The sequence below is a fragment of the Pseudonocardia sp. genome (assembly GCF_025465255.1).
In the GTDB taxonomy this organism is placed as follows: Bacteria; Actinomycetota; Actinomycetes; order Mycobacteriales; family Pseudonocardiaceae; genus Pseudonocardia.
This window is the reverse complement of sequence record NZ_JAODNI010000121.1, coordinates 34,055-60,344: the sequence shown is the minus strand read 5'-3', so window position 1 is coordinate 60,344 and position 26,290 is coordinate 34,055. Positions and strand designations below refer to the sequence as shown.

The following is a 26,290-nucleotide window of genomic DNA, read 5'->3' as shown; positions in this document are numbered from 1 at the left end:
AGAGCGAGATGTCCCGCCCCCTGTCGACCGGTCCAGTCGAGGGCCTGCGCACCTGGCCCGACCTGTTCGCCGAGCAGGTCCGGCGCGCCCCGGACGCGGTGGCCGTCGTGCTGGAGGAGGAGCGGCTCACCTACGCCGAGCTCGACGCGCGCTCGGCCCGGCTCGCCCACGTGCTGCGGGAGCGGGGCGCGGGCCCGGAGACCGTGGTCGCGCTGGCGCTGCCGCGGTCCGTGGGCATGGTCGTCGCGCAGGTCGCGGTGCTCCGGGCGGGCGCGGCGTACCTGCCGCTGGACCCGGACTACCCCGCGCAGCGGCTGGCCTTCATGCTCGAGGACGCGGCCCCCGCCGTCGTCGTCACGGTGGCCGGGCTCGCCGGCGAGCTGCCCGGCGCGCCGCGGCTCCTGCTGCTGGACGACCCGGTCTCCGCCGCGGAGATCGCCGCGGCCCCGGGCACGCTGCCGCCTGCGGACCTGGACGTCCGCTCGGCCGCGTACCTGATCTACACCTCCGGGTCGACGGGCCGGCCCAAGGGCGTGGTGCTGACCCACAGCGGCGTCACCGGCCTGGTGGCCACCCAGACCGAGCGGCTCGGCGTCGGGCCGGAGAGCCGGATCCTGCAGTTCGCGTCACCGAGCTTCGACGTCGCGTTCTGGGACCTCTGCCAGGCGCTGCTGTCCGGCGGGCGGCTCGTCGTCGTGCCCGCGGAGCGGCGGGTGCCGGGACCCGAGCTGGCCGAGTACGCGCACGCCCAGGGCGTCACGCACATGATCCTGCCACCCGCGCTGCTCGCCGCGATGCCACCGGACGTCACGCTGCCGCCGGCGACCCTGCTCGCCGGGACCGAACGGGTGTCGCCGGAGCTGGTGGCGCGGTGGGGGCGGGGCAGGCGGATGTACAACGCCTACGGGCCCACCGAGGCCACCGTGAACTCGACGCTCGGCGAGAGCCACCCGGACCGGTTGCACGGCACGTCGGTCCCGATCGGCGTGCCGGACCCGCTGACCTCGGCGCACGTCCTCGACGAGCGGCTGCAGCCCGCCGTCGAGGGCGAGCTCTACCTCGGGGGGCCGGGGCTGGCCCGCGGCTACCTGGGACGCGCGGGCCTGACGGCGGAGCGCTTCGTGGCGGACCCGTCCGGGGCGCCCGGCGAGCGGCTCTACCGGACCGGGGACCTCGTCCGGCGGCTCGCGGACGGGAGCCTGGACTTCCTCGGCCGGGTCGACGACCAGGTGAAGATCCGCGGGTACCGGATCGAGCCGGGGGAGATCGAGTCCGTGCTGGCGGCGCATCCGGGCGTCGCGCAGGCGACCGTGCAGGTCCGGGAGATCACGCCGGGGGACCGGCGGCTGGCCGCGTACGTGGTGCCGGAGCTCGGGTCGAGCACGCCGGAGCAGGTGGCGGCGTGGAAGGAGCTGCACGAGCTGCTCTACGGCGCCACCTCCGCCGACGACGAGGCCGGGAAGTTCGAGAACGGGGCGTTCGAGGACGGCTTCGCGGGGTGGAACTCCACCTACGACGGCGCCCCGATCCCGCGCGAGGACATGCGGGCCTGGCGGGACGCCACGGTCTCCCGGATCCGCGAGCTCGCCCCGGACCGGCTGCTAGAGGTCGGGGTGGGCAGTGGGCTGCTGCTCACCGAGCTCGCCCCGGGCTGCTCGCTCTACCGCGGGTTCGACCTGTCCGAGGAGGCCGTCGCGGCGCTGCGCCGGCGGGTCGCGGCGGACCCGAGGCTCGACGGCCGGGTGGTCCTCGAAGCCCGCCCGGCGCACGAGCTGGCCGGCCTCGCGGACGAGGGCCCCTTCGACACGATCGTGATCAACTCCGTGGCCCAGTACTTCCCGGGCCCGGAGTACCTGCTGGACGTGCTGCGGCAGGCCGCGCGGCTGCTCGCGCCCGGGGGCGCGATCCTCGTCGGCGACGTCCGGCACGCCGGCCTGCTCCGCACGTTCCGCGCCGGGGTGGAGACCGCCCGCGCCGGAACGTCCGACGGGGAGGCGGCATCCCCTGAGACACTGCGCCGGGCCGTCGACGCGTCGGTGGCGTGGGAGGGCGAACTGCTCTGCGAGCCGGACTTCTTCACGGCCGCCGCGGCGACGATCCCCGAGCTGGGGTCGGCGGACCTGCGGCTCAAGCGGGCCACGGCACACGACGAGCTGAGCCGATACCGCTACGACGTCGTCCTGCGGGCCGGGGAACGGGCGCCGGGGATCGAGGCCGTTCAGCTCACCTGGCCCGCCGGCTGGACCTCGCACGACCTGGCCGAACACCTGCGTCGCCGTCGTCCGGACGCGCTGCGCCTGCGCGGGATCCCCAACGCCCGGCTCGCCGACGATCTCGCGGCCCTCGCCGCGATCGACGGCCTGGCGGCGCCGCAGGAGCGTGGGATCGACCCGGAGGCCGTGGCGCGGGCCGCGGACGAGGCGGGCTACCGCAGCGCCGCGGCCTGGACGGCCGGCGGGACGGCCGGGGAGTTCGACCTGCTCCTCACCCGGGACGGCGTGGACGCCGGGCCCGTCCACCTGCCGTCGGTGGCCGCGCGCCCCGAAGACCTCGCGAACCGGCCGGCCCCGTTCCGCGACGTCGCCGCGCTCGTCGGCTCCGTGCGCGAGCACCTGCGGGAGCGGCTGCCGGAGTACATGGTCCCGGCCGCCGTCGTCCCGCTGCCGGCGCTCCCGGTGATGCCCAACGGCAAGATCGACCGCAACGCCCTGCCCGTCCCGGACCTCGCGGCGCAGGTCGGCGGGCGGCCGCCGCGCACCCCGCGCGAGGAGCTGCTGTGCACGCTGTTCGCCGAGGTCCTGGAGGTGCCGGGGATCGGCGTCGACGACGACTTCTTCGCCCTCGGCGGGGACAGCATCATCTCGATCCGGCTCGTCGTCCGGGCGCGCGCCGCGGGGCTGGTCGTCACGCCGCGGCAGCTGTTCACGCACCGGACCGCGGCCGAGCTGGCCCCGGTGGTGACGCTGCACGAGACGGTGGTGGAGGTCCCGGACGGCCCGCTGGCCGAGCTGGACGCCACCGCGCGGGACGCCCTGGCCGCGGTCGGGGAGATCGCGGACGTCTGGCCGGTGTCGCCGCTGCAGGAGGGCTTCTTCTTCCACTCCGCCCTCGGCGAGGGCGCCGCGGACGTCTACACCCTTCAGGAGGTCCTGGACCTGCGCGGACCGGTCGATCCGGCCGCGTTGCGGGCGTCGGCGCAGGCGGTGCTGGACCGGCACCCGCAGCTGCGTACCGGGTTCGCGCAGCGGGCCGACGGGACCGTGGTGCAGGCCGTCGCGACGCACGCCGAGTTGCCGTGGACCGTGCTGGACGTGGCCCCCTCCCTGGACGACGCGGCCGAGGTCGACGCGGCGATCGCCGCGCAGCGGGCCGCGCCGTTCGATCTCGCCCGGCCGCCGCTGCTGCGCGTGGCTCTGCTGCGGCTCGGCCCCGACCGGGCCCGGCTGGTCCTCACCTTCCAGCACATCGTCCTCGACGGCTGGTCCGTCGCCCTCCTCGTGGACGAGATCCTCGGCGGCACCTCGCGGGGCGGCGACGCCCTGGCGCGGCACCGCGCCTGGTTCACCGCGCTCGCCCGGCGCGACGAGGCGGCCGCGCAGGAGGTGTGGCGCGCCGAGCTCGCCGGGCTGGACGAGCCGACCCGGCTCGCGGACGCCTTCGCGGCGCCGTCCCCGATCGCCGAACCGGGGTTCCGGCCGCACCGACAGGTCCGGTTCACCCTCGACGAGCGCACCACCTCGGCGCTGCTCGCGAGTGCCCGGGAGCGCGGCCTGACCCTCGGCACCGTGCTGCACGGGGCGTGGGGCCTGCTGCTCGGCGGGCTCACCGGCAGCCCGGACGTCGTGTTCGGCAGCACCGTGTCCGGCCGCGACGCGGCGGTCGCCGGCCTGGAGGACGCGGTCGGCCTCTTCATCGCGACCCTGCCCACCCGGATGCGGTGGGCGCCGGGGGAGTCCCTGGCCACGGTCCTGCGCCGCACCCAGGACACCCGGGCGGCGCTGCTCGACCATCAGCAGGTCCAGCTCGGCGACGTCCAGCGCGCCACCGGGCTGCCGGAGCTGTTCGACTCGCTGCTGGTCGTGGAGAACTACCGCCGTCCGTCCGGCGTGCGGATCGACGTGGTCGACGCGGTCCACTATCCGATCGCGCTGATCGCCTCGACCGGCCGGGAGCTGGAGTTCACGCTCAAGCACGACGCCGCGCGGGTGTCCGCCGAGGCGGCGGGGATCGTCGTCGCACAACTGCGGCGCACCCTGACGGCACTCGCCGACGACCTCGCGGCGCCGGTCGCGTCGATCCGGCTGCGGGACGCGCCGGAGCCGGCCGGGGACACCGAGCACCTAGTACCGGCCACGACCTTGACCGCGCGGATCGCCGCCCAGGTCGCCGGTACCCCGGACGCCACCGCGGTCGTGGCCGAGGGGCGCTCCCTCACCTACGCCGAGCTCGACGGCCGCGCCGGAGCCCTCGCCCGTCGGCTGCGGGAACGGGGGGCCGGCCCCGGGTCCGTCGTCGGGGTGGCGGTGCCGCGCTCCGCGGAGCTGATGGTCGCCCTGCTCGGCGTGCTCCGCTCCGGGGCCGCCTACCTGCCGCTGGACCTGGACTATCCCGCCGAGCGGCTCGCGTTCATGATCGCCGACGCGGGTGTGGACACGGTGGTCACCACCGCGGAGGCCGCCGGGCGGGTGCCCGCCGGTCCGGAATCGCTGCTGGTCACGGACGAGACCGGCCCGGCGGACGCCCCGGCCACGGACCCCGACGACGCCGCGTACCTGATCTACACCTCGGGTTCCACCGGGCGGCCGAAGGGCGTGGTGGTGAGCCACCGCGCGATCGTCAACCGGCTCGCGTGGATGCAGGCGGAGTACGGCCTGGCCGCGGACGACCGGGTGCTGCAGAAGACCCCGGCGAGCTTCGACGTCTCGGTGTGGGAGTTCTTCTGGGCGCTCTGCCAGGGCGCCGCCGTGGTCCTCGCGAGGCCGGACGGGCACCGGGACCCGGAGTACCTGGCCGGGCTCGTGCGCGCCGAGCGGATCACGACGTTGCACTTCGTCCCGGCGATGCTGGAGGGGTTCCTCGCCTCCGACGCCGTGACCGCGGACCCGTCCTGGGCGGCCCCGCTGCGGCGGGTGTTCGCGTCAGGTGAGGCGCTGCCCGGATCCGCGGCCGCGCGGTGGACGGCGCTGACGGGCGTCCCGATCCACAACCTCTACGGACCGACCGAGGCCGCCGTCGACGTCACGTACCACCCGTACTCGACGGCGGACGGTTCGTCCGTCCCCCTCGGACGTCCGGTCTGGAACACCCGGTTGCACGTGCTCGACGGCTGCCTGCGGCCGGTCCCGGACGGCGTCGCGGGGGAGCTGTACCTCGCGGGGGCGCAGCTCGCGCGGGGCTACCACGCCCGGCCCGGCCTGACCGCGGACCGCTTCGTCGCGAACCCCTTCGGCACGCCGGGGGCGCGGATGTACCGCACCGGTGACGTGGTCCGGCGCTCCCGCACGGGGGAGCTCGAGTACCTGGGCCGCACCGACTTCCAGGTCAAGATCCGCGGGAACCGGGTGGAGCACGGCGAGATCGAGGCCGCGCTGACCGGGCTGCCGGAGGTCGCGCGGGCCGCGGTCGCGGCGCGGCGGGAGGGGGCGGGACACACACTCGTCGCGTACGTGGTGCCGGCGCCCCATGATCCCGACCCGCGGTACATCCCGGTCACCGGGGGCCGGGAGGTACCACAGGCGGCGATCACCGGTCCCGCGCTGCTCGCGATGCTGGCCGAGCGGCTGCCCGCGGCGATGGTCCCCTCCGCGGTGGTGCTGCTCGAGGAGCTCCCGCTGAGCCCCAGCGGCAAGCTCGACCGGAAGGCCCTCCCGGCGCCCGTCGCGACGATCGGCGTGCGACGGCGCGAGCCCGGGACCGACGCGGAGCGGCTGTTCTGCGCGGTGTTCGCCGAGGTGCTGGGCCGGGAGTCCGTGTACGCGGACGACGACTTCTTCGCCCTCGGCGGGGATAGCATCTCGTCGATCTCGGTGTCCTCGCGCGCCCGGCGGGCGGGCCTGGACGTCGGGCCGCGGGAGGTCTTCGCCGCCCGCACCCCGGCCGGCCTGGCGGCGCTCGCCGGCCGCACCGGACCGGAGGGGATCACACCGCTCCCGGCCGCGGACCCGGCGGTCCTCGCGCAGGTGAACCGGATCAGCCCGGCGCCCGTCGCCGAGGTCTGGCCGCTGTCGCCGTTGCAGGAGGGGCTCTACTTCCACGCGACGCTCGACGGCGTCGAGGCCGACGTCTACACGGTCCAGGAGTCGATCGACCTCGACCACCGGCTCGACCTCGACCGGCTCCGCGCCGCGTGCGCCGCCGTCATGGCCGGGACGGACGCGATCCGCGCCGGGTTCACCGGGGAGGGCCTCGACGGGCCGGTGCAGTTCGTCCCCGGCGCGCTCGCCCCGCCCGTGACCGAGGTCGACCTCTCGGACCTGCCCGCGGACGAGCAGGCCCGGCGGCTCGACGAGGTCATGGCCGCGGACCGCGCCACCCACTTCGCCCTGGACCACCCGCCCCTGTTCCGGCTGCTGCTGATCCGGCTGGGTGATGGAGACGGCCGGCGGGACCGGCTGGTGATCGGCCGGCACCTGCTGCTGTGGGACGGCTGGTCCGCGTGGCTGTTCGTCGAGCGGCTGTTTGCAGCCTACGTCGGGGAGCCGCTCGCGCCGGCCGGCTCCTACCGGGACCACCTGGCGTGGCTCGCGTCGCGGGACGGGCCCGAGAGCGCGGAGGCTTGGCGGACCGCGCTGGCCGGGCTCGACGAACCCACGCTGATCGGCCCGGGCTCGGGTGACGCAACCCGGACCGGCGCGCCTCGGGAGCGGGAGGTCGAGCTGTCCGCGGACACCACCGCGCGGGTCCGCGACCTGGCCCGCGAGCTGGGCGTCACGGTGAACACCGTGCTCAGCACCGTCTGGGGCCTCGTGCTCGGGGCCGCGACCGGACGCACGGACGTCGTGTTCGGCACGTCCGTCGCCGGGCGCCCGACCGCGGTCCCGGACGTCGAGTCCGCGATCGGGCTGTTCCTGAACACCGTGCCCGCCCGGATGACCTTCCGCCCCGGCGAGCCGCTGGCCGCGCTACTGCGCCGGGTCCAGGACGAGCGGATGGCCCTGGAACCGCACGAGCCCACCGGTCTCGGCGAGATCCAGCGCCTGTCCGGGCACCGCACCCTGTTCGACACCCTGTTCGTCTACCGCCCCGAGGGCGGCGAGGAGCGGGTCGCGGAGCTGGGCGCACGGCACGGGATCACCGCGATGGCCAACGCGGACGCGACGCACTACCCGCTGAACCTGATCGTGACGCCGGGCGCGCGGATGCGGCTGACCCTGGCCCACACCCTCGGCGACGCCGGTGAGAGCTACCTGCCGCGGCTCGTCGCGCTGCTCGACCAGGTCCTGGCGACACCGGACGCGCCCGTCGCGGCGTTCGACGCGCTGCTGCCCGCGGAGCGCGAGGCGGTCCTCGCGGCCCGGGACGGCCGGGCCGTCGACGTCGGGACGGACACGATCGCGGACCTGCTCGGCGAGCGCGCCGCCCTGGTCCCGGACGAGATCGCCCTCGTCTCGGGCCCGGAGCGGCTGACCTACGCCGAGCTGGACGCCGCGGTGAACCGCACCGCGCGGCTGCTGAGAGCCCGCGGGGCCGGGCCGGAACGCGTCGTCGCGCTGGCCGTGCCCAGGTCCGTCGAGACCGTCGTCGCGCTGTTCGCGGTGCTGCGCACCGGCGCGGCCTACCTGCCGCTGGAGCTCGACCACCCGACCGAGCGACTGGTGTCCACGATGGCGGACGCGGCACCGGTCTGCCTGCTCACGGTCGAGCGGGTCGCCGGCCCGCTGGCTGCGGCCGGCGTGCCCGCCGTCGTGCTCGACGAGCCGGGGACCGCCGCCGAGCGCGCGGCCCTCGATCCCGGGCCGCTGACGGACGCCGAGCTGGCCGATGCGGGGTCGGGCAACTTCGCCCGCACGAATCCGGACCGGCTCGACCTGCCCGCCTACGTGATCTACACGTCCGGCTCGACCGGGAGGCCCAAGGGCGTCGTCACGCCGTACCGCGGGCTGACGAACATGCAGCTCAACCACCGTGCGGAGATCTTCGAACCGGTTGTCGCTACGGCGGGTGGGCGGCGGTTGCGGATCGCGCACACCGTCTCGTTCGCCTTCGACATGTCCTGGGAGGAGCTGCTCTGGCTCGTCGAGGGACACGAGGTGCACGTGTGCGACGAGGAGCTGCGCCGCGACGCGACCGCGCTCGTCGCGTACTGCGCGGAGCACGAGGTCGACGTCGTCAACGTGACACCGACCTACGCGGCCGCCCTGTTCGAGACGGGCCTGCTCGCCGGGCACACACCACCGCTGGTTCTGCTCGGCGGCGAGGCCGTGTCCGACGACGTGTGGACGACGCTGCGGGACACCCCCGGCACGCTGGGCTACAACCTCTACGGCCCCACCGAGTACACGATCAACGCGCTCGGCGCGGGCACGGACGACAGCCCGACCCCCGCGGTCGGCCGACCGATCACCAACACCCGCGCGCACGTCCTCGACCCGTGGCTGCGACCGGTGCCGGACGGCGTCCCGGGCGAGCTGTACATCGCCGGTGACGGCCTCGCGCGCGGCTACCTCGGCCGGTACGCGCTGACCGCGGAGCGGTTCGTGGCCGACCCGGCCGTACCGGGCGGCCGGATGTACCGCACCGGCGACCTGGTGCGCCGCCGACCGGTCGGCATCCTGGACTTCCTCGGCCGCACGGACGACCAGGTGAAGATCCGCGGCTACCGGGTGGAGCCGGGCGAGCTGGCCGCGGCGCTCACCGCGCACCCCGCGGTCGCTCGGGCGGCGGTCGTCGCGGACCGGTCCGGGCCCGGGGGTCTCGCACGGCTCGTCGGGTACGTGGTGCCTTCGGTGACGACGCACGATCTCGCGGAGGTCCGAGCGGCGCTGCGGGACCGGCTGCCGGACCACATGGTCCCGGCCGTCCTCGTGCCGGTCCCGGAGCTGCCGCTCACGGTCAACGGCAAGCTCGACGTCGGCGCGCTGCCCCGACCGGAGCCGGTCACCGCCGGGGCCGGGCGGCCGCCGCGCAGCCGCGCCGAGGAGCAGCTGTGCGGGCTGTTCGCGCAGGTCCTGGGCCTGGACGCGGTGGGGCCCGAGGACGACTTCTTCGATCTCGGCGGGCACTCGCTGGTCGCCACCCGGCTACTCAGCCGAGCCCGGACAGCCCTCGCCGCGGACCTCACGCTCCGGGACCTCTTCGAGGCGCCGACCCCCGCGGAACTCGCCCTGCGGGCGGCCGAGCGCGAGGCGGTGGTCGGGCCCGAGCTGGGGTCGCTCGAGCGCCCGGCGCTGCTGCCCCTCTCCGCGGCGCAGCAACGGCTCTGGCTGGTCCAGCAGCTCGGCGGCGCCGGAGGCGGCGCGGCGTACCACTTCCCGATCGTGCTGCGGCTGCGCGGGGACGTGGACGGAGCCGCGCTGGACGCCGCGCTGCAGGACGTCGCGGTCCGGCACGAGGCGTTGCGGACCGTCTTCACCGTCGTCGACGGGACGCCGTACCAGGAGGTCCGCGACGATCTCCGGGTGCCGTTCGCGCAGGTGAACGACGTGGCCGCGGAGCTCGCGCGGCCGTTCGACCTGACGGCCGAGCTCCCGATCCGGGCCGCGCTGATCCAGGACGGCGCCGAACACGTCCTCGTCCTGCTGCTGCACCACATCACGACCGATGAGTGGTCCGATCGCCCGTTCTTGGACGATCTCGCCGCCGCCTACGCGGCTCGGCGCGAGGGCCGGGCACCGGAGTGGGCGCCGCTGCCGGTGCAGTACGCGGACTACGCGCTCTGGCACGCCGCGCGGCTCGGCGACCCGGCCGAGCCGACGAGCCTCGCCGCCCGGCAGCTCGACTTCTGGGCCCGCACGCTCGACGGCGCCCCGGACGAGCTGACGCTCCCGACGGACCGGCCGCGGCCCGCGCGGCCGACCTCCGCCGGCGGGGTCGTCGACGTCCCGCTCGCCCCGGAGACGCTCGCCGGGCTCCGCCGGATCGCCGACGACACCGGCGCCAGCCTGCTGCTCGTGCTGCACGCGGCAGTCGCGGCGCTGCTGCACCGACTCGGCGCCGGGGACGACGTCCCGCTCGGCACCCCGGTCACCGGCCGGACCGACGCGCGGCTCGACGACCTCGTCGGGTTCTTCGTCAACACCGTCGTCCTGCGCGCGGACGTCTCCGGCGACCCGGACTTCGCGACGCTCGCCGCGCGCGTCCGCGACGCCGGGCTGGCCGCGTTCTCCCACGCCGACGTGCCGTTCGAGGCGGTCGTCGAGCGGCTCAACCCGTCCCGGACGCTGTCCCGGAACCCGCTGTTCCAGGTGATGGTGGCCCACCATGCCCGCCGCGGGGACCTGCTCGCGCTGCCGGGCGTGGAGGCGGTCGAGGAGCCCGTCGAGGAGGCGACGGCGAAGTTCGACCTCGTCTTCGCGTTCGCCGAGCCGGACGGCGTTGAACGGGACAGGGCGGCGACGCTGCACCTCGAGTACTCGGCGGAGCTGTTCGAGCGGGACACCGTCGCGCGGCTGGGGGAGCGGTTCGCCCGGGTGGCAGCGGCGGTCGCGGCGAACCCGCGGATCGGCGTCGCCGAGCTGGACGTCGCCGTCGTGGGAGAGCGCGAGCTCGTCCTCGAGCGGTTCGCCGGGCGCCGGGACGTGCGTGACGTCCCGGCCGAGACGTTGATCGACATGGTCGAGCGGCAGGTCCGGGAGCGCCCCCACGCCCCGGCCGTCACGGACGGGCGCGGCACGCTCACCTACGCCGAGCTCGACGGCCGGGCCGAGGGCGCCGCTCGGCTGCTGGCCGCACGGGGGATCGGGCCGGAGGACGTCGTGGGCGTAGCCATGCCGCGCTCGGCCGCGATGGTCGCGACCGTGCTGGGGCTGCTGAAGCTGGGCGCGGCCTGGCTCCCGCTGGACCTCAAGCACCCGCCGGAGCGGATCGGCCACCTGCTCGCGGACTCCCGGGCCCGGCTGCTGGTCGGCACCGCGGCGCAGCTGGGGCTGGTCGTCGGCGGCCCGGAGCGGCTCGTCGTGCCGGACGAGGGCGCAGCGCCCGCTGCACCCCGCAAACGGGAGCGGCCATGGGGCACGGACCTCGCCGCCTACGTCATCTACACGTCCGGCTCCACGGGACGGCCGAAGGGCGTCGTCGTCCCGCACGACGGCATCACCAGCCTCGCGGCCACCGCCGAGGACCGGATGGGCGTCACGTCCGACGCCACTGTGCTCCAGTTCGCCTCCGTCGGCTTCGACGTCGTCGTGTTCGAGCTGACGATGGCGCTCGGCCTGGGTGCGCGGCTGGTGATCTGCCCGGACGACGCCCGGGTGGCCGGCCCGCCGCTCACCGGCTTCCTCGCCGAACACGGCGTGACGCACGGGATCCTGCCGCCGTCGCTGGTCGCGGCCCTGCCGCCGGACCAGCAGCTGCCGGCGGGCCTGACGGTGCTGGTCGGGACCGAGACGGTGCCGCCGGACCTGATCGGCCGGTGGGCGGAGCGGCTGAACCTCATCGCGGCGTACGGGCTCACCGAGGCGACCGTGAACTCCACGCTGTGGCAGGCCGAACCGGGCTGGGCGGCCGCGGTGCCGATCGGCGTTCCGGACCCCAACACCACCTGCTTCGTGCTGGACTCGCGGCTGCGGCCGGTGCCGCCGGGGGTCGTCGGGGACCTCTACGTGGGCGGGCGCGGGCTGGCCCGCGGCTACCTCGGGCGGCCGGGCCTGACGGCGGAGAGGTTCGTCGCGGACCCGTTCGGGCCGCACGGGACCCGGCTGTACCGCACCGGCGACCGGGCGCGCTGGCGCCGGGACGGGAACGTCGACTTCCTCGGCCGCGACGACGACCAGGTCAAGGTCCGCGGCTTCCGCGTCGAGCTCGGCGAGGTCGCGTCCGCGCTGACCGGGCACGCAGGGATCCGGCAGGCCGTCGCCGTCGCCGACGGGTCCGGGGACATGACCCGGATCGTCGGCTACGTGGTGCCGGAGGATGGGCCGCTCGACCCGGCGGAGGTCCGGGCCGCGGCCGCGCGGCGGCTGCCGGAGTACATGGTCCCGGCGATCGTCGTCGTGCTCGACGGGCCGGTGCCGCTCACCCCGAACGGCAAGCTGGACCGCCGCGCCCTGCCCGCCCCGGACCGGTCGGGGCTCACCGGTGACGGCGCCCCGTGCACGCCCGAGGAGGAATGGCTAGCCGCGGTGTTCGCCGAGGTCCTGGGGCTGCCCGAGGTCGGGGTGCACGACGACTTCTTCGCCCTGGGCGGGCACTCGATGGCGGCGATGCGGCTGATCGGACGGGTGCGTACGCGGTTCGGGGCGGACCTGGGCGTGCGGGACGTGTTCGACGCGCCGACCGTCGCCGGGCTCGTCGAGGTGCTGGCGCAGCGGCCGTCGACCCGGCCCGCGCTGACCCCGTCCGGGCCGCCGGAGGAGTCCGAACCGCCGGCCCCGGCGCAGCGGTGGCGCTGGGAGCGCCACCGGATGGCCCCGCGGCCGGACCACGCGCTGGTCCTGCGCCCGGACGAGCCCTACGACGAGGCGGCCCTGGCCGCGGCGGTCGACGACCTCGTCGCCCGGCACGAGCCGCTGCGCACGGTGTTCTCCCCGGAGGGACGGCGCCACGTTCAGGGCCGCGGGCCCGGCCTCGCCCGCTCGGACCGCCCGCTTGCCGAGCTGGCCCGGGAGCCGTTCGACCTCACCGCCGAACCCCCGTTCCGGGCGGTCCTCGCCGGCGGTGAGTTGCTCCTCGTCCTGCACTACCTGGGCGTCGACGAGTGGTCAGTCGTCCCGCTGCTGCGGGACCTCGCGACGGCGTACGAGGCCCGGCGGGACGGCCGGGCGCCGGACCGGGCGCCGCTGCCCGTCGGGTACTCGGACTACGCCCGCTGGGCCGGAGCCCTCGGGGGCGACCCCGCGAACCCGGAGAGCCGACACGCCCGGGCGCTCGCGTTCTGGCGGGAGGCCCTCGACGGCGCACCCCTTACGGATCCGGGAGGGGACGAGACCGCGGCGACGGTCGCGTTCGAACTGGACACCGAGCTCCGCGCGGGGGTCGATGTGCTCGCCCGCAGGACGCGGACCAGCATGTTCATGGTCCTGCAGGCGGGTCTGGCCACGGTCCTCGCCCGGCGCGGCGCGGGCCCGGTGGTGCCCGTGGGGTCGTTCGCGGCGGGCCGGACCGAGGCGTCGCTCGTCGACGTCGTCGGCTGTGTGGCGAACGTGCTGGTGCTGCCCGTGCGGGTGGAAGGCGACGGGTTCGACGCGCTCCTCGGCCGGGTCCGCACCGCGAACCTCGCCGCCCTGGACCACCAGGAGACCGGGTTCTCCGACGTCGCGGACGCGACCGGGCTGCGCAGGCCGCCGGTGCTGCTCGTGCACCACGAGCAGGCGGACCTCGGGGCCGAACGGTCCGTGCTCGGCGCGCTCGACGCCGTCGACGTGGGCGGGTCCACCGCGGACCTGACCGTCGGGTTCTTCGAGACCTCCGGCGGCGCCGCGGTGCCGGTGGAGCTCACCCACCGGCTCGCCGCGTACGACCGGGAGACGGCGGCGGCGCTGGCGCAGGAGCTCGTCGCGCTGCTTCGGTCGGTCACGGGCTGACCCGAAGGCCCCCTGCCGGAGCGCGGCAGGGGGCCTTCGTCGGGGGAGCGGGTCAGCCGGCGAGGGCCGTCTGCAGCTGCGGGGCGACGAGGTCCGCGGCGTAGGGCAGGCTCAGCGGGCTGCTGTAGCCGAGCGCTCCGGCGAACGACGTCGTGTAGTCGCCCAGGTAGAGCGTCTTGCCGTTCTTCACGACGTTCAGGCTCTGGAAGAGCTGGTTCCCGGCGAGCTGCTGCTGCGTCACGCCCATGACGATCAGGGCCTGCTGGTCCAGCGGTTGCAGGGTCTCGGCGGTGAGCGTCTCGGTGGTGTCCCCGACCTTCAGGCCGAGGCCCGCGAACAGCTGGGACCGCAGGTCGTCGGTGCCGAGCCTGTACGGGACACCCTCGACGTCGAAGTCCAGCGCCAGGTTCTTGCCGTCCAGCGCCGGGTGGGCGGCCTTGACCTGCGCCAGCTTCGTCTCGGTGTCCGCCACGACCTGCTCGGCCTTGGCGGTCAGCCCGAGCGCCTGGCCCGTGATCCGGGTCTGCTCCTGCCACGTGGCGGCCTTCGTGCCGTCACCGGGCGGGCCGACGGTCGGCGCGATCTTGGCCAGGGTGTCGTAGGTGGCCTGGTCCATGAACGAGTACACGCCGAGGATCAGGTCCGGCGCCAATGCGGCGATCTTCTCGAACTGGATCTCGTCGCCGCCGACGACCTCCGGCTGCGCGCCGCCCTTGGCGGCCTGCGCCCACGGCCGGTCCTGCCAGGCGAAGCCGCCGGAGAACTCCCGCTCGCCGAGCGGGACGACGCCGAGGGCCAGCGGGAAGTCGCCCTCGTTGTAGCCGACGGTCACGACGCGCGTCGGCTGCGCCGGGATCGTCGTCTCGCCGAACTGGTGCTTGAGCGTCACGGGGAACTCCGCCGCACCGGCGGTGGCCGGGGCCCCGGGCTGCGGGGTGGCCGTCGAGGCCTGCTCGCTGCTGCCACACCCGGCGACGGCAACGAGGGCGAGCGCCCCCGCGGCGAGGGTTCGCAGGAACCCGGCTCGTCTCGGGCGGGCGGATGGGGAGCTCGGGCGAGCCATGCGGGGTCCTCCTGGACGTGGTTCAGGTACTCCGGTCGGGTGACGATCACCGGATGAAGTTAGGTTCGCCTACCCGAACACTGCCCGTCAAGTAACGGGAACGTCACGGTCTTTCGTCCCGTTCGTCCGACCAGGCGGCCCACAACCGGGCGTACCGACCGTCCGCGGCGACGAGCTCGGCGTGCGTCCCCTGCTCGACGACCCGGCCCGCGTCCAGCACCACGATCCGGTCCGCCGTGGCCGCCTGGGTCAGCCGATGGGCGACCATCAGCCCGGTCCGGCCGTCGAGCGCCCGGGCCGCGGCGCGCTCGAGCACCCGCGAGCCCGCGCTCCCCGCCTCGGCGGTGGCCTCGTCGAGCACGGCGACCGGCCGGTCGGCGAGCACCAGCCGGGCCAGGGCGACCTGCTGGGCCTGCACGACGGTCAGCCCCTGGCCGCCGCTGCCCACCACGGTGTCCAGCCCCTCCGGCAGGGCCTCCACCCAGCCCAGCGCGTCGACGGCGTCGAGCGCGGTCCGCAGCTGGGCGTCCGTCGCGTCCGGGCGGGCCAGGCGCAGGTCCTCGGCCAGCGGGCCGGCGAAGACGTGCACCTCCTGAGTGATCAACGCGACGGTCTCGCGGACGACGTCCGGGCCCTGCTCCTCGAGCGTGGCGCCGCCGATCCGGACGATCCCGGCCGTGGGCAGGTGCACCCCGGCCACCAGCTTCGCCAGCGTCGTCTTGCCCGCGCCGCTGGCGCCGACCAGCGCGACCCGGGAGCCGGGCTCGAGATCGAGGTCGACGCCGTCGAGCACGGGGTGGCCCTCGACGTAGCTGTGCCCGACGCCCTTGGTGCTCACCCCCGCGTCGACCGGCCGGACCGGAGCGGCCGGGCGTTCCTGCGGCGGAAGGTCCGCGACGCCGACGATCCGGGCGAGGCTCGCCGTGGCGGACTGGGCGGTGTCCAGCAGGAAGAGCACCTGGTTGATCGGCCCGAACAGGTTGATGAAGTACAGCGCCGCCGCACTCGCCGCGCCGATCGACGCCGACCCGTCCCGGACGAGCCAGAACCCGACGGCGAGCACCGCCGCGACCCCGACGAACTCGGCCCCGTTCAGCCGGCCGAAGAACCGGGTCTGGAACCGGACGACGTCCAGCGCGAGCCGCACGACGTCCTCGGACCGGGAGCGGACCTTGGCCGCGTGGGCGTCCGCGAGCCCGAACGCGCGCACGGTCGTCGCCCCGCCGACGGTGTCCAGGAGCTGCTGCTGCTGGGCGCCGCCGACCCGGCGCTGCTCGGCGTAGATCGGTCCGGAGCGCCGCAGGTACCACCGCGCGGTGAGCACCTGGACGGGCACCGCGAGCAGGGCGGCGAGCAGGAAGCGCCAGTCCAGGACGGCCAGCCCGACGAGGGTCAGGGCGATCACCAGCGCGGCGCGGGCGAACTCCGGGACGGCCTCGCGCACCGCCTCGCCGACCAGCGCCACGTCCGCGGTGACCCGCGAGGTCAGGTCCCCGGCCCCCGCCTCCTCGATGCGGTCGAGCGGCAACCCGAGGACCCGGGCGACGAACCGTTCGCGCAGCTCGGCGAGCATCCCCTCGCCCACCCGGGCCACCAGGGCCACGCCGAGCACCGCCAGCAGCCCCTGCGCCACGGCGACCGCGACGAGCAGCAGCACCGGCGTCGTCACGGCGGACGCGCCCTGCCGGTTGGCGACGATGTCCACGATGCGCCCCAGCAGCGGGGCGGTGAGCAGCCCGGTTGCGGCCCCGGCCACGAGCGCGAGCACCGCGACGACCGCCCGGCCCCGGTGGGGACCCAGGAGCCCGGCGAGGGCGCCGCGGATCCGGGGGCCGGTGGCGACGGGGAGCAGATCCCGGTTCCGGCTCATGGCAGCACCAGCTCCCGGTACGCGGCGTCCGTGTGCAGGAGTTCGGCGTGTGGGCCCTCCGCGCGGCGCGCGCCGTCGAGGACGACGACGCGGTCCGCCGCCGCGAGCAGCGCGGGGCTGGTGGTGAGGACCAGGGTGGTCCGGCCCGCCCGGACCTCGCGGAGGCCGGCGGCGATCCGGGCCTCGGTGACGGCGTCGACGGCCGTCGTCGGGTCGTGCAGCACGAGGACGCGCGCCTGCGCGGCGAGAGCCCTGGCGAGGGCCACCCGTTGTCGCTGCCCGCCGGACAGCGAGCTGCCCTGCTCGGCGATCTCGGTGTCCCGGCCGTCCGGCAGGGCGTCCGCGACCTGGTCCGCCTGGGCGGCGCGCATCGCCCTGTCGACGCCGGGGTCGACACCGGGCCCGGCGCTCCGGCCGGCGAGGACGTTCTCCAGCACGGTCCCCGCGAAGAGCCGCGCATCGTGCGCCGCGACGATCACCGCGGCCCGGGCCGCCGCGGGCGGGACCAGCGCCAGGTCCACGCTGTCGAGCTCCACGGAACCGGCCTGCGGGTCCTGCTCGCGGCCCAGCACCTGCAGCAGCGCGGCCGCGACCGCCGGGTCCGGGACGACCAGCCCCACGGTCTCGCCCGCGGCGACGTCGAGGTCCAGGCCGACGGTCAGGCCGGGGGTCCGCAGGCCGCGGATCCGCAGGTCGCCCGGGCCGTCGCCGACGGCCGCAGCCCCGCCGGACACCGCCGGCGCCGCGGAGCGGACCTCGGCGATCCGCGCCGCCGAGGCTCTGGCCTGGGCGAACCGGCCGTTGACCCAGCCGAAGATCTCCAGCGGGCCGAGCAGGAACTGAGCCAGCCCGACGGCCGAGACCAGGCCGCCGATCGTGATGGCGCCCTCGGCGGCGAGCCGGCCGCCGACCAGGGCGACGAGCGCTAGGAGCAGCCCGTTGACCGCCAGCACGGCACCGGAGTACCAGGCCTGCGCGCCGTTGGCCCGCAGCGTCGCGGCCAGGGCGGCGCGGCTGGTGGTGGTGTAGCGGCGGACGGCAGCGGGCTCCACGCCGATGCCCTTGAGCACCCGCACCCCCGCGACGAGGTCCGCCGCCACGCCGGACGCCTGCGCCGCCCGTTCCTGCTCCGGGCCGCTGCGCCGCTCCAGGGGCTTGCCGAGCAGGTGCACGGCGTAGAGCAGGGGAGGCGTGCCCAGCAGGATCAGCAGGCCGAGCGGGAGCGAGATCCGCAGCAGCGAGACCGTCGCGACGACGAGGGCGGCGAAGGCGGCCAGGCCGAGCGGGAGCGCGAAGTTCAGCACGCCGACCCGCTTCGCGTCGGCGACCGCGACGCTGGTCAGGGCGCCGGGCAGGCGGCCCGTCTCCGCGCCGCCCGCCGGATGCAGGACCCGGTCCGCGACGGCATGGCGCATGCGCTGGTCCGCGCGGACGTCGGCGAGCCAGGCGCGGCGGGCGCCGAAACGATAGGAGAACGAGAGCACCAGGAAGTCGAGGCCGAGCACGGCGAGCCAGAACAGCAACGACCCGGCGTCGCCGGTCCCGACGGCGCGGTCGATCACGACGCCGACCAGCACGGGCACGAGCGCCTCGCCGCCCTGGTGGCCGCACAGCAGGACCGCCGCGGTGATCAGCTGCCGCCGGTGGTGCCGGATCGAGTCGAGCAGTACGGCCCGGCCGGTGATCACTTGCGGGGTCATTCTGTGAGGCTATCCTTACCTGGTTTGCCGGGGCGAGCCCGGACACACGAGCGAGGAGGTCGGATGCGGGTCGTCGCGTTCGGATACATGACCTGGGGCCGTCGGACGATCAAGGCGGTGCTCGACGCGGGCCACGAGGTCCCGCTGATCGTGACCCACGCGGACAGCGACAACCCGTACGAGAAGATCTTCAACGAGTCGGTGTCCGAGCTGGCCCGGGACCGGGACATCCCCGTGCTGGTCCGCAGACGTGCGGACGACGACGAGGTGAAGGCCGCGGTCCGGGACGCGGACGCGGACGTCATGGTCGTGTCCAACTGGCGGACCTGGCTCTCCCCGGAGGTCTTCTCCCGCCCGCGGCTCGGCACGCTCAACGTGCACGACGCGCTCCTGCCGGCCTACGCCGGCTTCGCCCCGCTGAACTGGGCGCTGATCAACGACGAGCCCGAGGTCGGCGTCACCGCGCACATGATGAACGCGGAGTTCGACGCCGGGGACGTCGTCCTGCAGTGGTCCACCGCGATCGCCGACGAGGACACGGTCGTCGACCTCTTCGACCGGACGCTCGCGATGTTCGGCCCGATCACGGTGGACGCGCTCGAGCTGATCGCCGCCGGCCGGACGGACCGGACCCCGCAGGACCGCCGCGCCGCCTCCTACTTCCACCGCCGCACCGACGAGGAGAACCGCATCGACTGGACCTGGCCGGCGCGCGACCTCTTCAACCTCGTCCGCGCCCAGGTCGACCCGTACCCGAACGCCTACTGCTACCACGGCGCCGAGCGCCTGCGGATCGTGCGCGCCCGCGTCACCGACACGCCCTTCGGCGGCACCCCGGGCCGCATCTTCATCCGGCAGGGCGGCGGCGTGGTGATCGTCGCGGGCGCGGACGCGCGGAAGGGCCGCAACAAGGGCCTGCTGATCGAGACCGTCCGCACCGACGACGGCCGCGAGCTCGGCGCGCAGGAGTACTTCACTCGGATGGGCGGATACCTCACCTCCCACCCCGTCACCCCCTGACCCGCGAGTCGGGACCCGCGTCCTGCTCGGCTCCGGGAGGGGCCCGCGGCCGCGGACCTTCTCCCGGCGCCCGGGGGTGGATACGGTCGGACACGCCACCCACGCCCGACGCCGTGCGAGGAGACCCTTCATGAGCGACCCCACCACCCTGCGGACGATCAGCGGCCTCCCCGACGCCCCGCCGTCGCTCGGGGACGCGACCCTGGTCATGATCGACTGTCAGAACACCTACACCCGCGGCGTCATGGAGCTCGACGGCGTCCAGGCCGCGCTGGACCAGGCCGAGGAGTTGCTCGACCGGGCCCGGAGCGCGGGCATCCCGATCATCCACGTCCAGCACGACGGCGGCGCGGGCTCGCCCTACGACGTCCGGGACGAGATCGGCGCGATCGTGGACCGGGTCGCACCCCGCGGCGACGAGCCGACGGTCGTCAAGAACTACCCGAACTCGTTCGTCCGGACCGAGCTCGACACGCTGCTGAAGACGAACCCGGGCCGTCCGCTGCTGCTCGCCGGCTTCATGACCCACATGTGCGTGAACTCCACGGCCCGCGGCGCGTTCAGCCTGGGCTACGCGCCGACGGTCGTCGCCGGGGCCACGGCGACGCGCACCCTGCCCGGCCCCGGCGGAGCGGACGTCCCGGCCCCGGCCATGCAGGCCGCGAGCCTCGCCGCTATCGCGGACCTCTTCGGCGTCGTCGTGCCGGACACCGCCGCCGTCCCGGACTGACCCCGCCTCGGGACGATCAGGCGGAGGTGAGGGAGCGCCAGAGGACGTCGACGTCGGACGCGGTGGTGGTGAGCGAGCCGATCGCGACCCGGATCGCGTAGTGGCCGTCGATGCCGGTGTGGGTGAGGAACGACCTCCCACCGGCGTTGACGCGTTCCAGGGTCGCGCGAGTGGCCTCGTCGTCCGGCGAACCGTCCGGGCCGAGGACGTACAGGCACACCAGCGCCAGCGACGGCTCCACGGCCAGGGCGAACCGCGGTTCGGCCCGCACCCTCTCGGCGAATTCGGACGCCAGCGCGACGTGGCCGCGGATGTGCTCGCGCAGCCCGTCGAGCCCGGTGCCCTGCACGACGGCCCACAGCTTCAGCGCGCGGAAACGGCGGCCGAGCGGCACCTGCCAGTCCCGGTAGTCGACGACCGCGCCGGACTCCGTCGCCGCGTTCCGCAGGTACTCCGGCGTGATGGACAGCGCGTCCGGCAGCGCCCGGCCGTCCCGCACCCAGAGGAACGACGCGTCGAACGCCGTGTAGAGCCACTTGTGCGCGTCCGTGCAGAACGAGTCGACGAGCTCGACGCCGTCGAGCACGTACCGGAACTCCGGGCAGAGCGCCGCGACCCCGGCCCACGCCGCGTCCACGTGCACCCAGGCTCCGTGCTCGCGGGCCGCGAGGGCCACCGCCCGGACGGGGTCGACGGCGCCGGTCCCGGTGGTCCCGACCGTCGGGCAGACGAGCACGGGCCGCAGACCGGCGGCGACGTCGTCGGCGAGCATCCCGGTCAGCTCCTCCGGCGACATGGCGAACGTGCCGGGGGAGAAGGGGACGATCCGCAGCGCCTGCGCGCCGAGCCCGGCGACCCGCACCGCCTTCGCCAGCGACGAGTGCGTCTCGGCGGTGACGTAGACCCGCTCGCGGCCGTCCACCCCGGACTCCCGCCAGTCCGGCGAGGAGCGGTGCAGCGCCGCCAGGAGCGCGACGAGCGCCCCCGACGAGGCGGAGTCCTGCAGCGAGCCGCCGCCCCCGCCGTCGAACGTGAACTCCGGCCCGAGGCCGAGCGCCTCGGCGAACGCGTCCATCAGGACCTGCTCGACCTCCGTCCCGGCGGGCGCGGTCGACCAGAGCATGCCCTGCCCACCGAGCCCGCCGGAGGCGAGGTCACCGAGCAGCGAGAGCAGCGACGCGTTCGCCGGGAAGTAGCCGAAGAAGCCCGGGTGCTGCCAGTGCAGGGAGCCGGGGACGACCACATCGTCGAGGAGCGAGGTCAGCGTGGCACCGACGTCGTCCGCGGGCTTGTCGGGCAACGACGCCGGAAGCTGCGCACGGATCGAGCCGGGCGTCACCTCGGGTCGGACGGGCAGCGAGGCGAGCGAGGCGCGATGCTCCGCCACCCAGTCGACGAGCTGGTGGCCGAGCCGGCGGAACTCGTCGGGATCGAGATCAGGCACGAGGGCGACGGTACTGCGATCCCGGACGCACCCCGACGTGCGTCCGGGATCGCGGACTCGGTCGACCGGAAACGCCGACTCGCGGGGGTCAGACGGCGGGTTGAGAGACCAGCGAGCCCGCCTGGTTCTCCTCCCGGAGCTGGGTCTTCAGCACCTTGCCGCTCGGGTTGCGGGGCAGCGCGTCCACGATCGACAGCCGCCGCGGCCGCTTGTACGCCGCCAGGTGCTCCCGGCAGTGGGCCTCGATCGACGCCGCGGTGGGCGGGTTCGCCGGGTCCGCGGGGACGATCACCGCGAGCGGCGTCTCGCCCCACTGCTCGTCCGGCACGCCGATCAGGGCGACGTCCCCGATCTCCGGGTGCGCGGCCAGGACGTTCTCCACCTCGGCGCAGTAGATGTTCTCCCCGCCCGAGATGATCATGTCCTTCTTGCGGTCGACGACGTAGTAGTAGCCGTCGGCGTCCTGCCGGACCAGGTCGCCGGAGTGGAACCAGCCGCCCCGGAACGCCTCGGCGGTCTCCTTCGGCTTGTTCCAGTAGCCGCTCATCACGAGCGGGCCGCGGTAGACGATCTCGCCGACCTCACCGCGGGGGACGTCGTTCATCTCGTCGTCCACGACCCGGCACTCGACGTTGATCATCGGCGTGCCGGCCGAGCCGATCTTGCGGATCGAGTCCTCGCCCTTCAGGGTCGTGGTGACCGGGCTGCACTCGGTCTGCCCGAACGACGTGACGACGTCCGCGTGCGGGAACGTCTCGATCATCTTGCGCAGGAGGGTCGTCGACGCCGGCGCGGCCCCCCAGGACAGCCTGGTCAGCGACGACAGGTCCCGCTCCGCGATGTCCGGCACCGCGACGATCGCCGCCCACTGCGCCGGGATGAAGAAGCAGGACGCGACGCGCTCGCGCTCGAGCGTCGCGACCGTCCCGGCCGGGTCGAACCCGCCGGACGGCGGGATGATCGTCGTGCCGCCGGTGAGCAGCGACGGCAGCATCCCCGCGAGGCCCGCGATGTGGAAGAGCGGCGCCCCGGACATCCAGACGCCGCCGCTGCCGGAGGAGCCGAGGTGCGCGGTGCTGGAGAACGCGTGCAGGAACAGGTTGCGGTGGCTGAGCATCGCGCCCTTGGGCCGGCCGGTGGTGCCGGAGGTGTACATGATGTAGGCCGTCGCCTCGTCCGGGACGGGCAGCTCGGCGTAGCCCGGCGAGGCCGCCGCCAGCACGTCCTCGAGGTCCCCGCCGATGGTGACGACCTGCTCGACGGCCGGTGCCTGCGCGCGGGCCTTCTCCAGCTGCGGCGCCAGCGCCTGGTCGACGACGACGGCCACCGCGCCGCTGTCGGTCAGGGCGTAGGCGATCTCGTCCGCGACGAGGCGGAAGTTGACCGGCACGCAGAGGGCGCCGGCGCGCAGCGTGGCGATGTAGGCCTCGATCAGCGGGATGCTGTTCAGCCCGAGGACGGCCACCCGGTCGCCCTCGCGCACGCCACCCGCCGCGAGCGCGTTGGCAAGCCGGGTCACGCGGTCGTCCGCCTCGCCGTAGCTGCGGCGCTCGCCGGTCCCGGCGTCGACGAAGGCCGGGGTGTCCGGTGTCACGCGGGCGAAACGCGCGAGGATGTCGCTCATGGTCATCCCGCGGCCGGTGATGGCGTTCGTGCCCGACTCCGTCGTCATAGGCACCATGCTCGCGGGCTGATGCACGTGAATCAAGACCTGGTTCCCGCTGGCGACCGGTGCGCCGGCCGCTGGTCGAGTGGGTGTCGTCACAGGGGTCGGTGGTGCGCCGACCGGACGGGTCGAGCAAGGTTCTCGGGGTGGTGACCGAGGCGACTGCAGTACCCGACGGGGCCCGGCGGCTACGCCTGCTCCAGCTCGTCGCATTGACGAGCACGATCGACAGGTTCGCGATCGCGCCGCTGCTGGTGCTGATCGCCGCGGACCTGCACGTCTCCCTCGCCGCCGCGGCCGGGATGGCCGGCGCCTACTTCCTCGCCTACGGGGTCATGCAGCCGGTGTGGGGGATGGTGAGTGACCGGCTCGGCCGGGTCCGCGTGATGCGGGTGGCCCTGGTCGGGGCCGCGATCGCCGGGGTCGTGTCGGCGCTCGCGCCCACGTTGCCGCTGCTCACGGTCGCGCGGGTGATCACCGGTGGCTTCGTGGCGGCACTGATCCCGGCGTCGCTGGTGTACGTGGGGGACACCTGGCCCGCGGCGATCCGGCAGCGCCCGCTCTCCGACGTCCTGGCCGCGTCCGCGCTCGGCACGGCCACCGCGACGGCCGGCGCGGGGGTGCTCGCGGACCTCGTCGGCTGGCGGATCGTCTTCGCGGTGACCGCGGCCGTCGGGGCGGTCCTCTGGTTTGCGCTGCGCCGTCTCCCCGAACCGACCCTGCCCGCGCAAGAGCCCGGCGGGTCGGGGTCCGGCGGCGGCGGGGTCGGGGTGCTCGGACGCGTCGGGGGCTGGCTCCTCGAGCTCGTCCGCCCCCTCGGGACCGTGCTGGCCGACCGCTGGGCGCGCATCGTGATGCTCCTCGCGCTCGTCGAGGGCGCGATCGTGCTCGGCACCCTGACCTACCTGTCGCCCGCGCTGCAAGCGCTGGGGTACTCGGCGACGGTCGCCGGCGTCGTGTCCGGGGCCTACGGGGTGGGGACGGTGCTGGTCAGCCGGGTGGTGCGGCCGCTCGTGGGCCGGATTCCGCCGTCCGGGCTGGCCGCGATCGGGGGTGCCTGCCTCGTGGCCGGATGGGCGGTCCCGTCGTTCGGCGTGAGCCTGCCGACGATCCTCGTGGCGGGCCTGCTGCTCGGCGCGACGTGGGCGTTCCTGCACTCGACCCTGCAGACGTGGGCCACCGAGGTCGTGCCGGCGGCACGGGCGTCCGCCGTGGCGCTGTTCGCCGGGGTGCTGTTCCTGGGCAGCGCGATCGGCACGGGGGTGGCCGCGCCGTTCGCCGACGGCGGCGAGTTCGAGACCGTCTTCCGGGCGGCGCTGGCGATCTCGGTCCCGCTGGTGGTCGCGGCGGTGCTCGCCCGCCGCGGGTACGCCCGCGCCCGCGAGAGCTGAACCGCCCCGGAACCGGCGTTGTGGAGCCACAATGCGCCTGAGCGGGCCCGGAAAGCGCGTTGTGGCTCCATGACGCGGGTGGGCGGAGTGACCCCGGGGGTCAGTGGGGGTAGCGGTCCCGTAGCTGCTGCTTGACGAGCTTGCCGGTCGGGGTCCTGGGCAGGAAGTCCGTGAAGTCCACGGTCCGGGGCGCCTTGTAGTGCGCGATCTGCCCCCGGACGTACTCGATGAGCTCCTTCTCCAGCGCCGGTCCGCCCTCGACCCCGGGCGCCGGCTGCACGACCGCCTTGACGGCCTCGCCCATCTCGTCGTCCGGCACGCCGATGACCGCGACGTCGAGCACCGACGGGTGGCCCACCAGCACGTCCTCGATCTCGCGCGGGTAGATGTTCACCCCGCCGGAGATGATCGTGAAGGCCTTGCGGTCGGTGAGGAAGAGGTAGCCGTCGCCGTCCACGAAGCCCAGGTCACCGGTGGTGGTCCAGTTCTCGTGCTCGGGGTGCTGCGCGGCGGCCGTCCGGTCCGGGTCGTTGTGGTATTCGAACGGCCGCTCGTCGCGCTCGAAGTACACGGTGCCGACGTCGCCGGTCGCGAGCTCCTTGCCCTCGTCGTCCGTGACGTGCAGGACGCCGAGCCCGGCGCGCCCCACCGAGCCGGGCCGGTCCAGCCACTGCGCGGAGTCGATGAAGGTGATGCCGTTGGCCTCGGTCGACGAGTAGTACTCGTGCAGCACCGGGCCCCACCAGTCGATCATCGCCTGCTTGACCTCGGGCGGGCACGGCGCGGCGGCGTGGATCGCGACCTTCAGCGACGACACGTCGTACCGGCTGCGCACGGCCTCGGGCAGCTTGAGCAGGCGGACGAACATGGTCGGCACCCACTGGCTGTGCGTGACCCGGAACTTCTCGATCGCGGCGAGGGCTCCCTCCGGATCGAAGCGCTCCATGATCACCGCGGTGCCGCCCAGAGCCTGCACGGTGGCGCTGAACCGCAGCGGGGCCGCGTGGTAGAGCGGGGCGGGGGAGAGGTAGACGGAGTCGTCGTCGAAGCCGTACATCGGGCCGAACAGCGCGATGTAGGTGTCGCCGGGCTCATCGATCCGCCGCTCGGGCAGGGGCGGCTTGATGCCCTTCGGACGGCCGGTGGTGCCGGAGGAGTACAGCATGTCCGCGCCGCGCGGCTGGCCCGCGAGCGGCTCGGCGGGAAGGCCCGCCAGGGCGGTGTCGTAATCCGTGTAGGCCGCCGACCCGGGGATCTCGCCGCCGTAGGACAGCCGGACCGGCACCTCGACCTGGTCCCCGACCGCCGCGGCCAGCCCGGCCACGCCGGCGGACACGATCAGCGCCTCGGCGCCGCAGTCCCGCACGATGTAGGCGGCCTCGGGCGCGGACAGGTGGTGGTTGACGGCGGTGATGTAGAGGCCTGAGCGCTGCGCGGCCCAGTAGACCTCGAAGACGCGGGGGGAGTTGTCCGCGACGAGCGCGACGACGTCCCCGCGGCGCAGGCCGGCGTCGTGCAGGTACCGGGCGAGCCGGACCGAACCGTCCTCCAGCTCGCGGAACGTCAGCGTCTCACCGGAGCCCGCCATCACCACTGCGGGTTTGTCCGGGGTCGTCGCGGCGTGCGTGCCGGGGAACATCGGGGTCCTCTCGTCTGCGGGCGGGCCACGACCGATCCTGCCACCGGGCCCCACGTGGGCGGAGGTGACCTTGACCGCCCACCCGGCC

The 26,290-nt window shown here is 75.0% G+C and carries 10 protein-coding genes; 4 read left to right on the top strand and 6 right to left on the bottom strand.

Annotated elements, in window-relative coordinates:
• Window positions 1-8 precede the first annotated feature (8 nt).
• The gene (locus JWP64_RS14570; protein WP_297496652.1) at window positions 9-13,679 is read left to right on the top strand and encodes a non-ribosomal peptide synthetase; all 13,671 of its coding nucleotides are present in this window, start codon (window positions 9-11) and stop codon (window positions 13,677-13,679) included.
• 52 nt (window positions 13,680-13,731) lie between these two features.
• On the opposite strand, the gene JWP64_RS14565 is transcribed toward JWP64_RS14570, so the two are convergent.
• From JWP64_RS14565 to JWP64_RS14555, 3 genes are all read right to left on the bottom strand, one after another.
• Window positions 13,732-14,742 carry an ABC transporter substrate-binding protein gene (locus JWP64_RS14565; protein ID WP_297496650.1) on the bottom strand — a complete coding sequence of 337 codons (1,011 nt, stop codon included), beginning with the start codon at window positions 14,740-14,742 and terminating at the stop codon, window positions 13,732-13,734.
• Between the two features lie 103 nt (window positions 14,743-14,845).
• Window positions 14,846-16,612: an ABC transporter ATP-binding protein gene (locus tag JWP64_RS14560; protein ID WP_297496648.1), complete on the bottom strand. Its 1,767-nt coding sequence runs from the start codon at window positions 16,610-16,612 to the stop codon at window positions 14,846-14,848.
• Window positions 16,609-18,312, bottom strand: coding sequence for an ABC transporter ATP-binding protein (locus JWP64_RS14555; protein ID WP_297496646.1), 1,704 nt, complete (start codon window positions 18,310-18,312; stop codon window positions 16,609-16,611). The genes JWP64_RS14560 and JWP64_RS14555 overlap by 4 nt, the downstream gene beginning before the upstream one ends.
• A 63-nt stretch (window positions 18,313-18,375) precedes the next feature.
• Between JWP64_RS14555 and JWP64_RS14550 the strand changes: the two genes are divergently transcribed.
• A complete protein-coding gene (locus JWP64_RS14550) occupies window positions 18,376-19,332 on the top strand; it encodes a methionyl-tRNA formyltransferase (protein WP_297496644.1) in 957 nt (318 codons plus the stop codon).
• A gap of 130 nt (window positions 19,333-19,462) precedes the next feature.
• The gene (locus tag JWP64_RS14545; RefSeq protein ID WP_297496642.1) at window positions 19,463-20,062 is read left to right on the top strand and encodes a cysteine hydrolase family protein; all 600 of its coding nucleotides are present in this window, start codon (window positions 19,463-19,465) and stop codon (window positions 20,060-20,062) included.
• A 16-nt stretch (window positions 20,063-20,078) separates the two neighbouring features.
• Here JWP64_RS14545 and JWP64_RS14540 read toward each other — a convergent pair whose 3' ends face one another.
• Together JWP64_RS14540 and JWP64_RS14535 are read right to left on the bottom strand one after the other, a co-directional pair.
• Complete coding sequence (locus JWP64_RS14540; RefSeq protein WP_297496640.1) at window positions 20,079-21,506, bottom strand: pyridoxal-dependent decarboxylase; 1,428 nt, start codon at window positions 21,504-21,506, stop codon at window positions 20,079-20,081.
• A gap of 88 nt (window positions 21,507-21,594) precedes the next feature.
• Window positions 21,595-23,178 (bottom strand): long-chain-fatty-acid--CoA ligase, encoded by a 1,584-nt coding sequence (locus JWP64_RS14535; RefSeq protein ID WP_297496638.1) that lies wholly within the window; start codon window positions 23,176-23,178, stop codon window positions 21,595-21,597.
• A 143-nt stretch (window positions 23,179-23,321) separates the two neighbouring features.
• Between JWP64_RS14535 and JWP64_RS14530 the strand changes: the two genes are divergently transcribed.
• Complete coding sequence (locus tag JWP64_RS14530) at window positions 23,322-24,563, top strand: MFS transporter (protein WP_297496636.1); 1,242 nt, start codon at window positions 23,322-23,324, stop codon at window positions 24,561-24,563.
• Window positions 24,564-24,663: 100 nt separating this feature from the next.
• Here JWP64_RS14530 and JWP64_RS14525 read toward each other — a convergent pair whose 3' ends face one another.
• Window positions 24,664-26,202: an acyl-CoA synthetase gene (locus tag JWP64_RS14525; protein WP_297496634.1), complete on the bottom strand. Its 1,539-nt coding sequence runs from the start codon at window positions 26,200-26,202 to the stop codon at window positions 24,664-24,666.
• Window positions 26,203-26,290: the final 88 nt, after the last annotated feature.

Bases quoted from the DNA above. Each gene is read 5' to 3' on its own strand.
- JWP64_RS14565 (WP_297496650.1), bottom strand. From the start codon at position 14,742: ATGGCTCGCCCGAGCTCCCCATCCGCCCGCCCGAGACGAGCCGGGTTC.
- JWP64_RS14545 (WP_297496642.1), top strand. From the start codon at position 19,463: ATGAGCGACCCCACCACCCTGCGGACGATCAGCGGCCTCCCCGACGCC.
- JWP64_RS14535 (WP_297496638.1), bottom strand. From the start codon at position 23,178: ATGACGACGGAGTCGGGCACGAACGCCATCACCGGCCGCGGGATGACC.
- JWP64_RS14550 (WP_297496644.1), top strand. From the start codon at position 18,376: ATGCGGGTCGTCGCGTTCGGATACATGACCTGGGGCCGTCGGACGATC.
- JWP64_RS14525 (WP_297496634.1), bottom strand. From the start codon at position 26,202: ATGTTCCCCGGCACGCACGCCGCGACGACCCCGGACAAACCCGCAGTG.
- JWP64_RS14570 (WP_297496652.1), top strand. From the start codon at position 9: ATGTCCCGCCCCCTGTCGACCGGTCCAGTCGAGGGCCTGCGCACCTGG.
- JWP64_RS14560 (WP_297496648.1), bottom strand. From the start codon at position 16,612: ATGAGCCGGAACCGGGATCTGCTCCCCGTCGCCACCGGCCCCCGGATC.
- JWP64_RS14555 (WP_297496646.1), bottom strand. From the start codon at position 18,312: ATGACCCCGCAAGTGATCACCGGCCGGGCCGTACTGCTCGACTCGATC.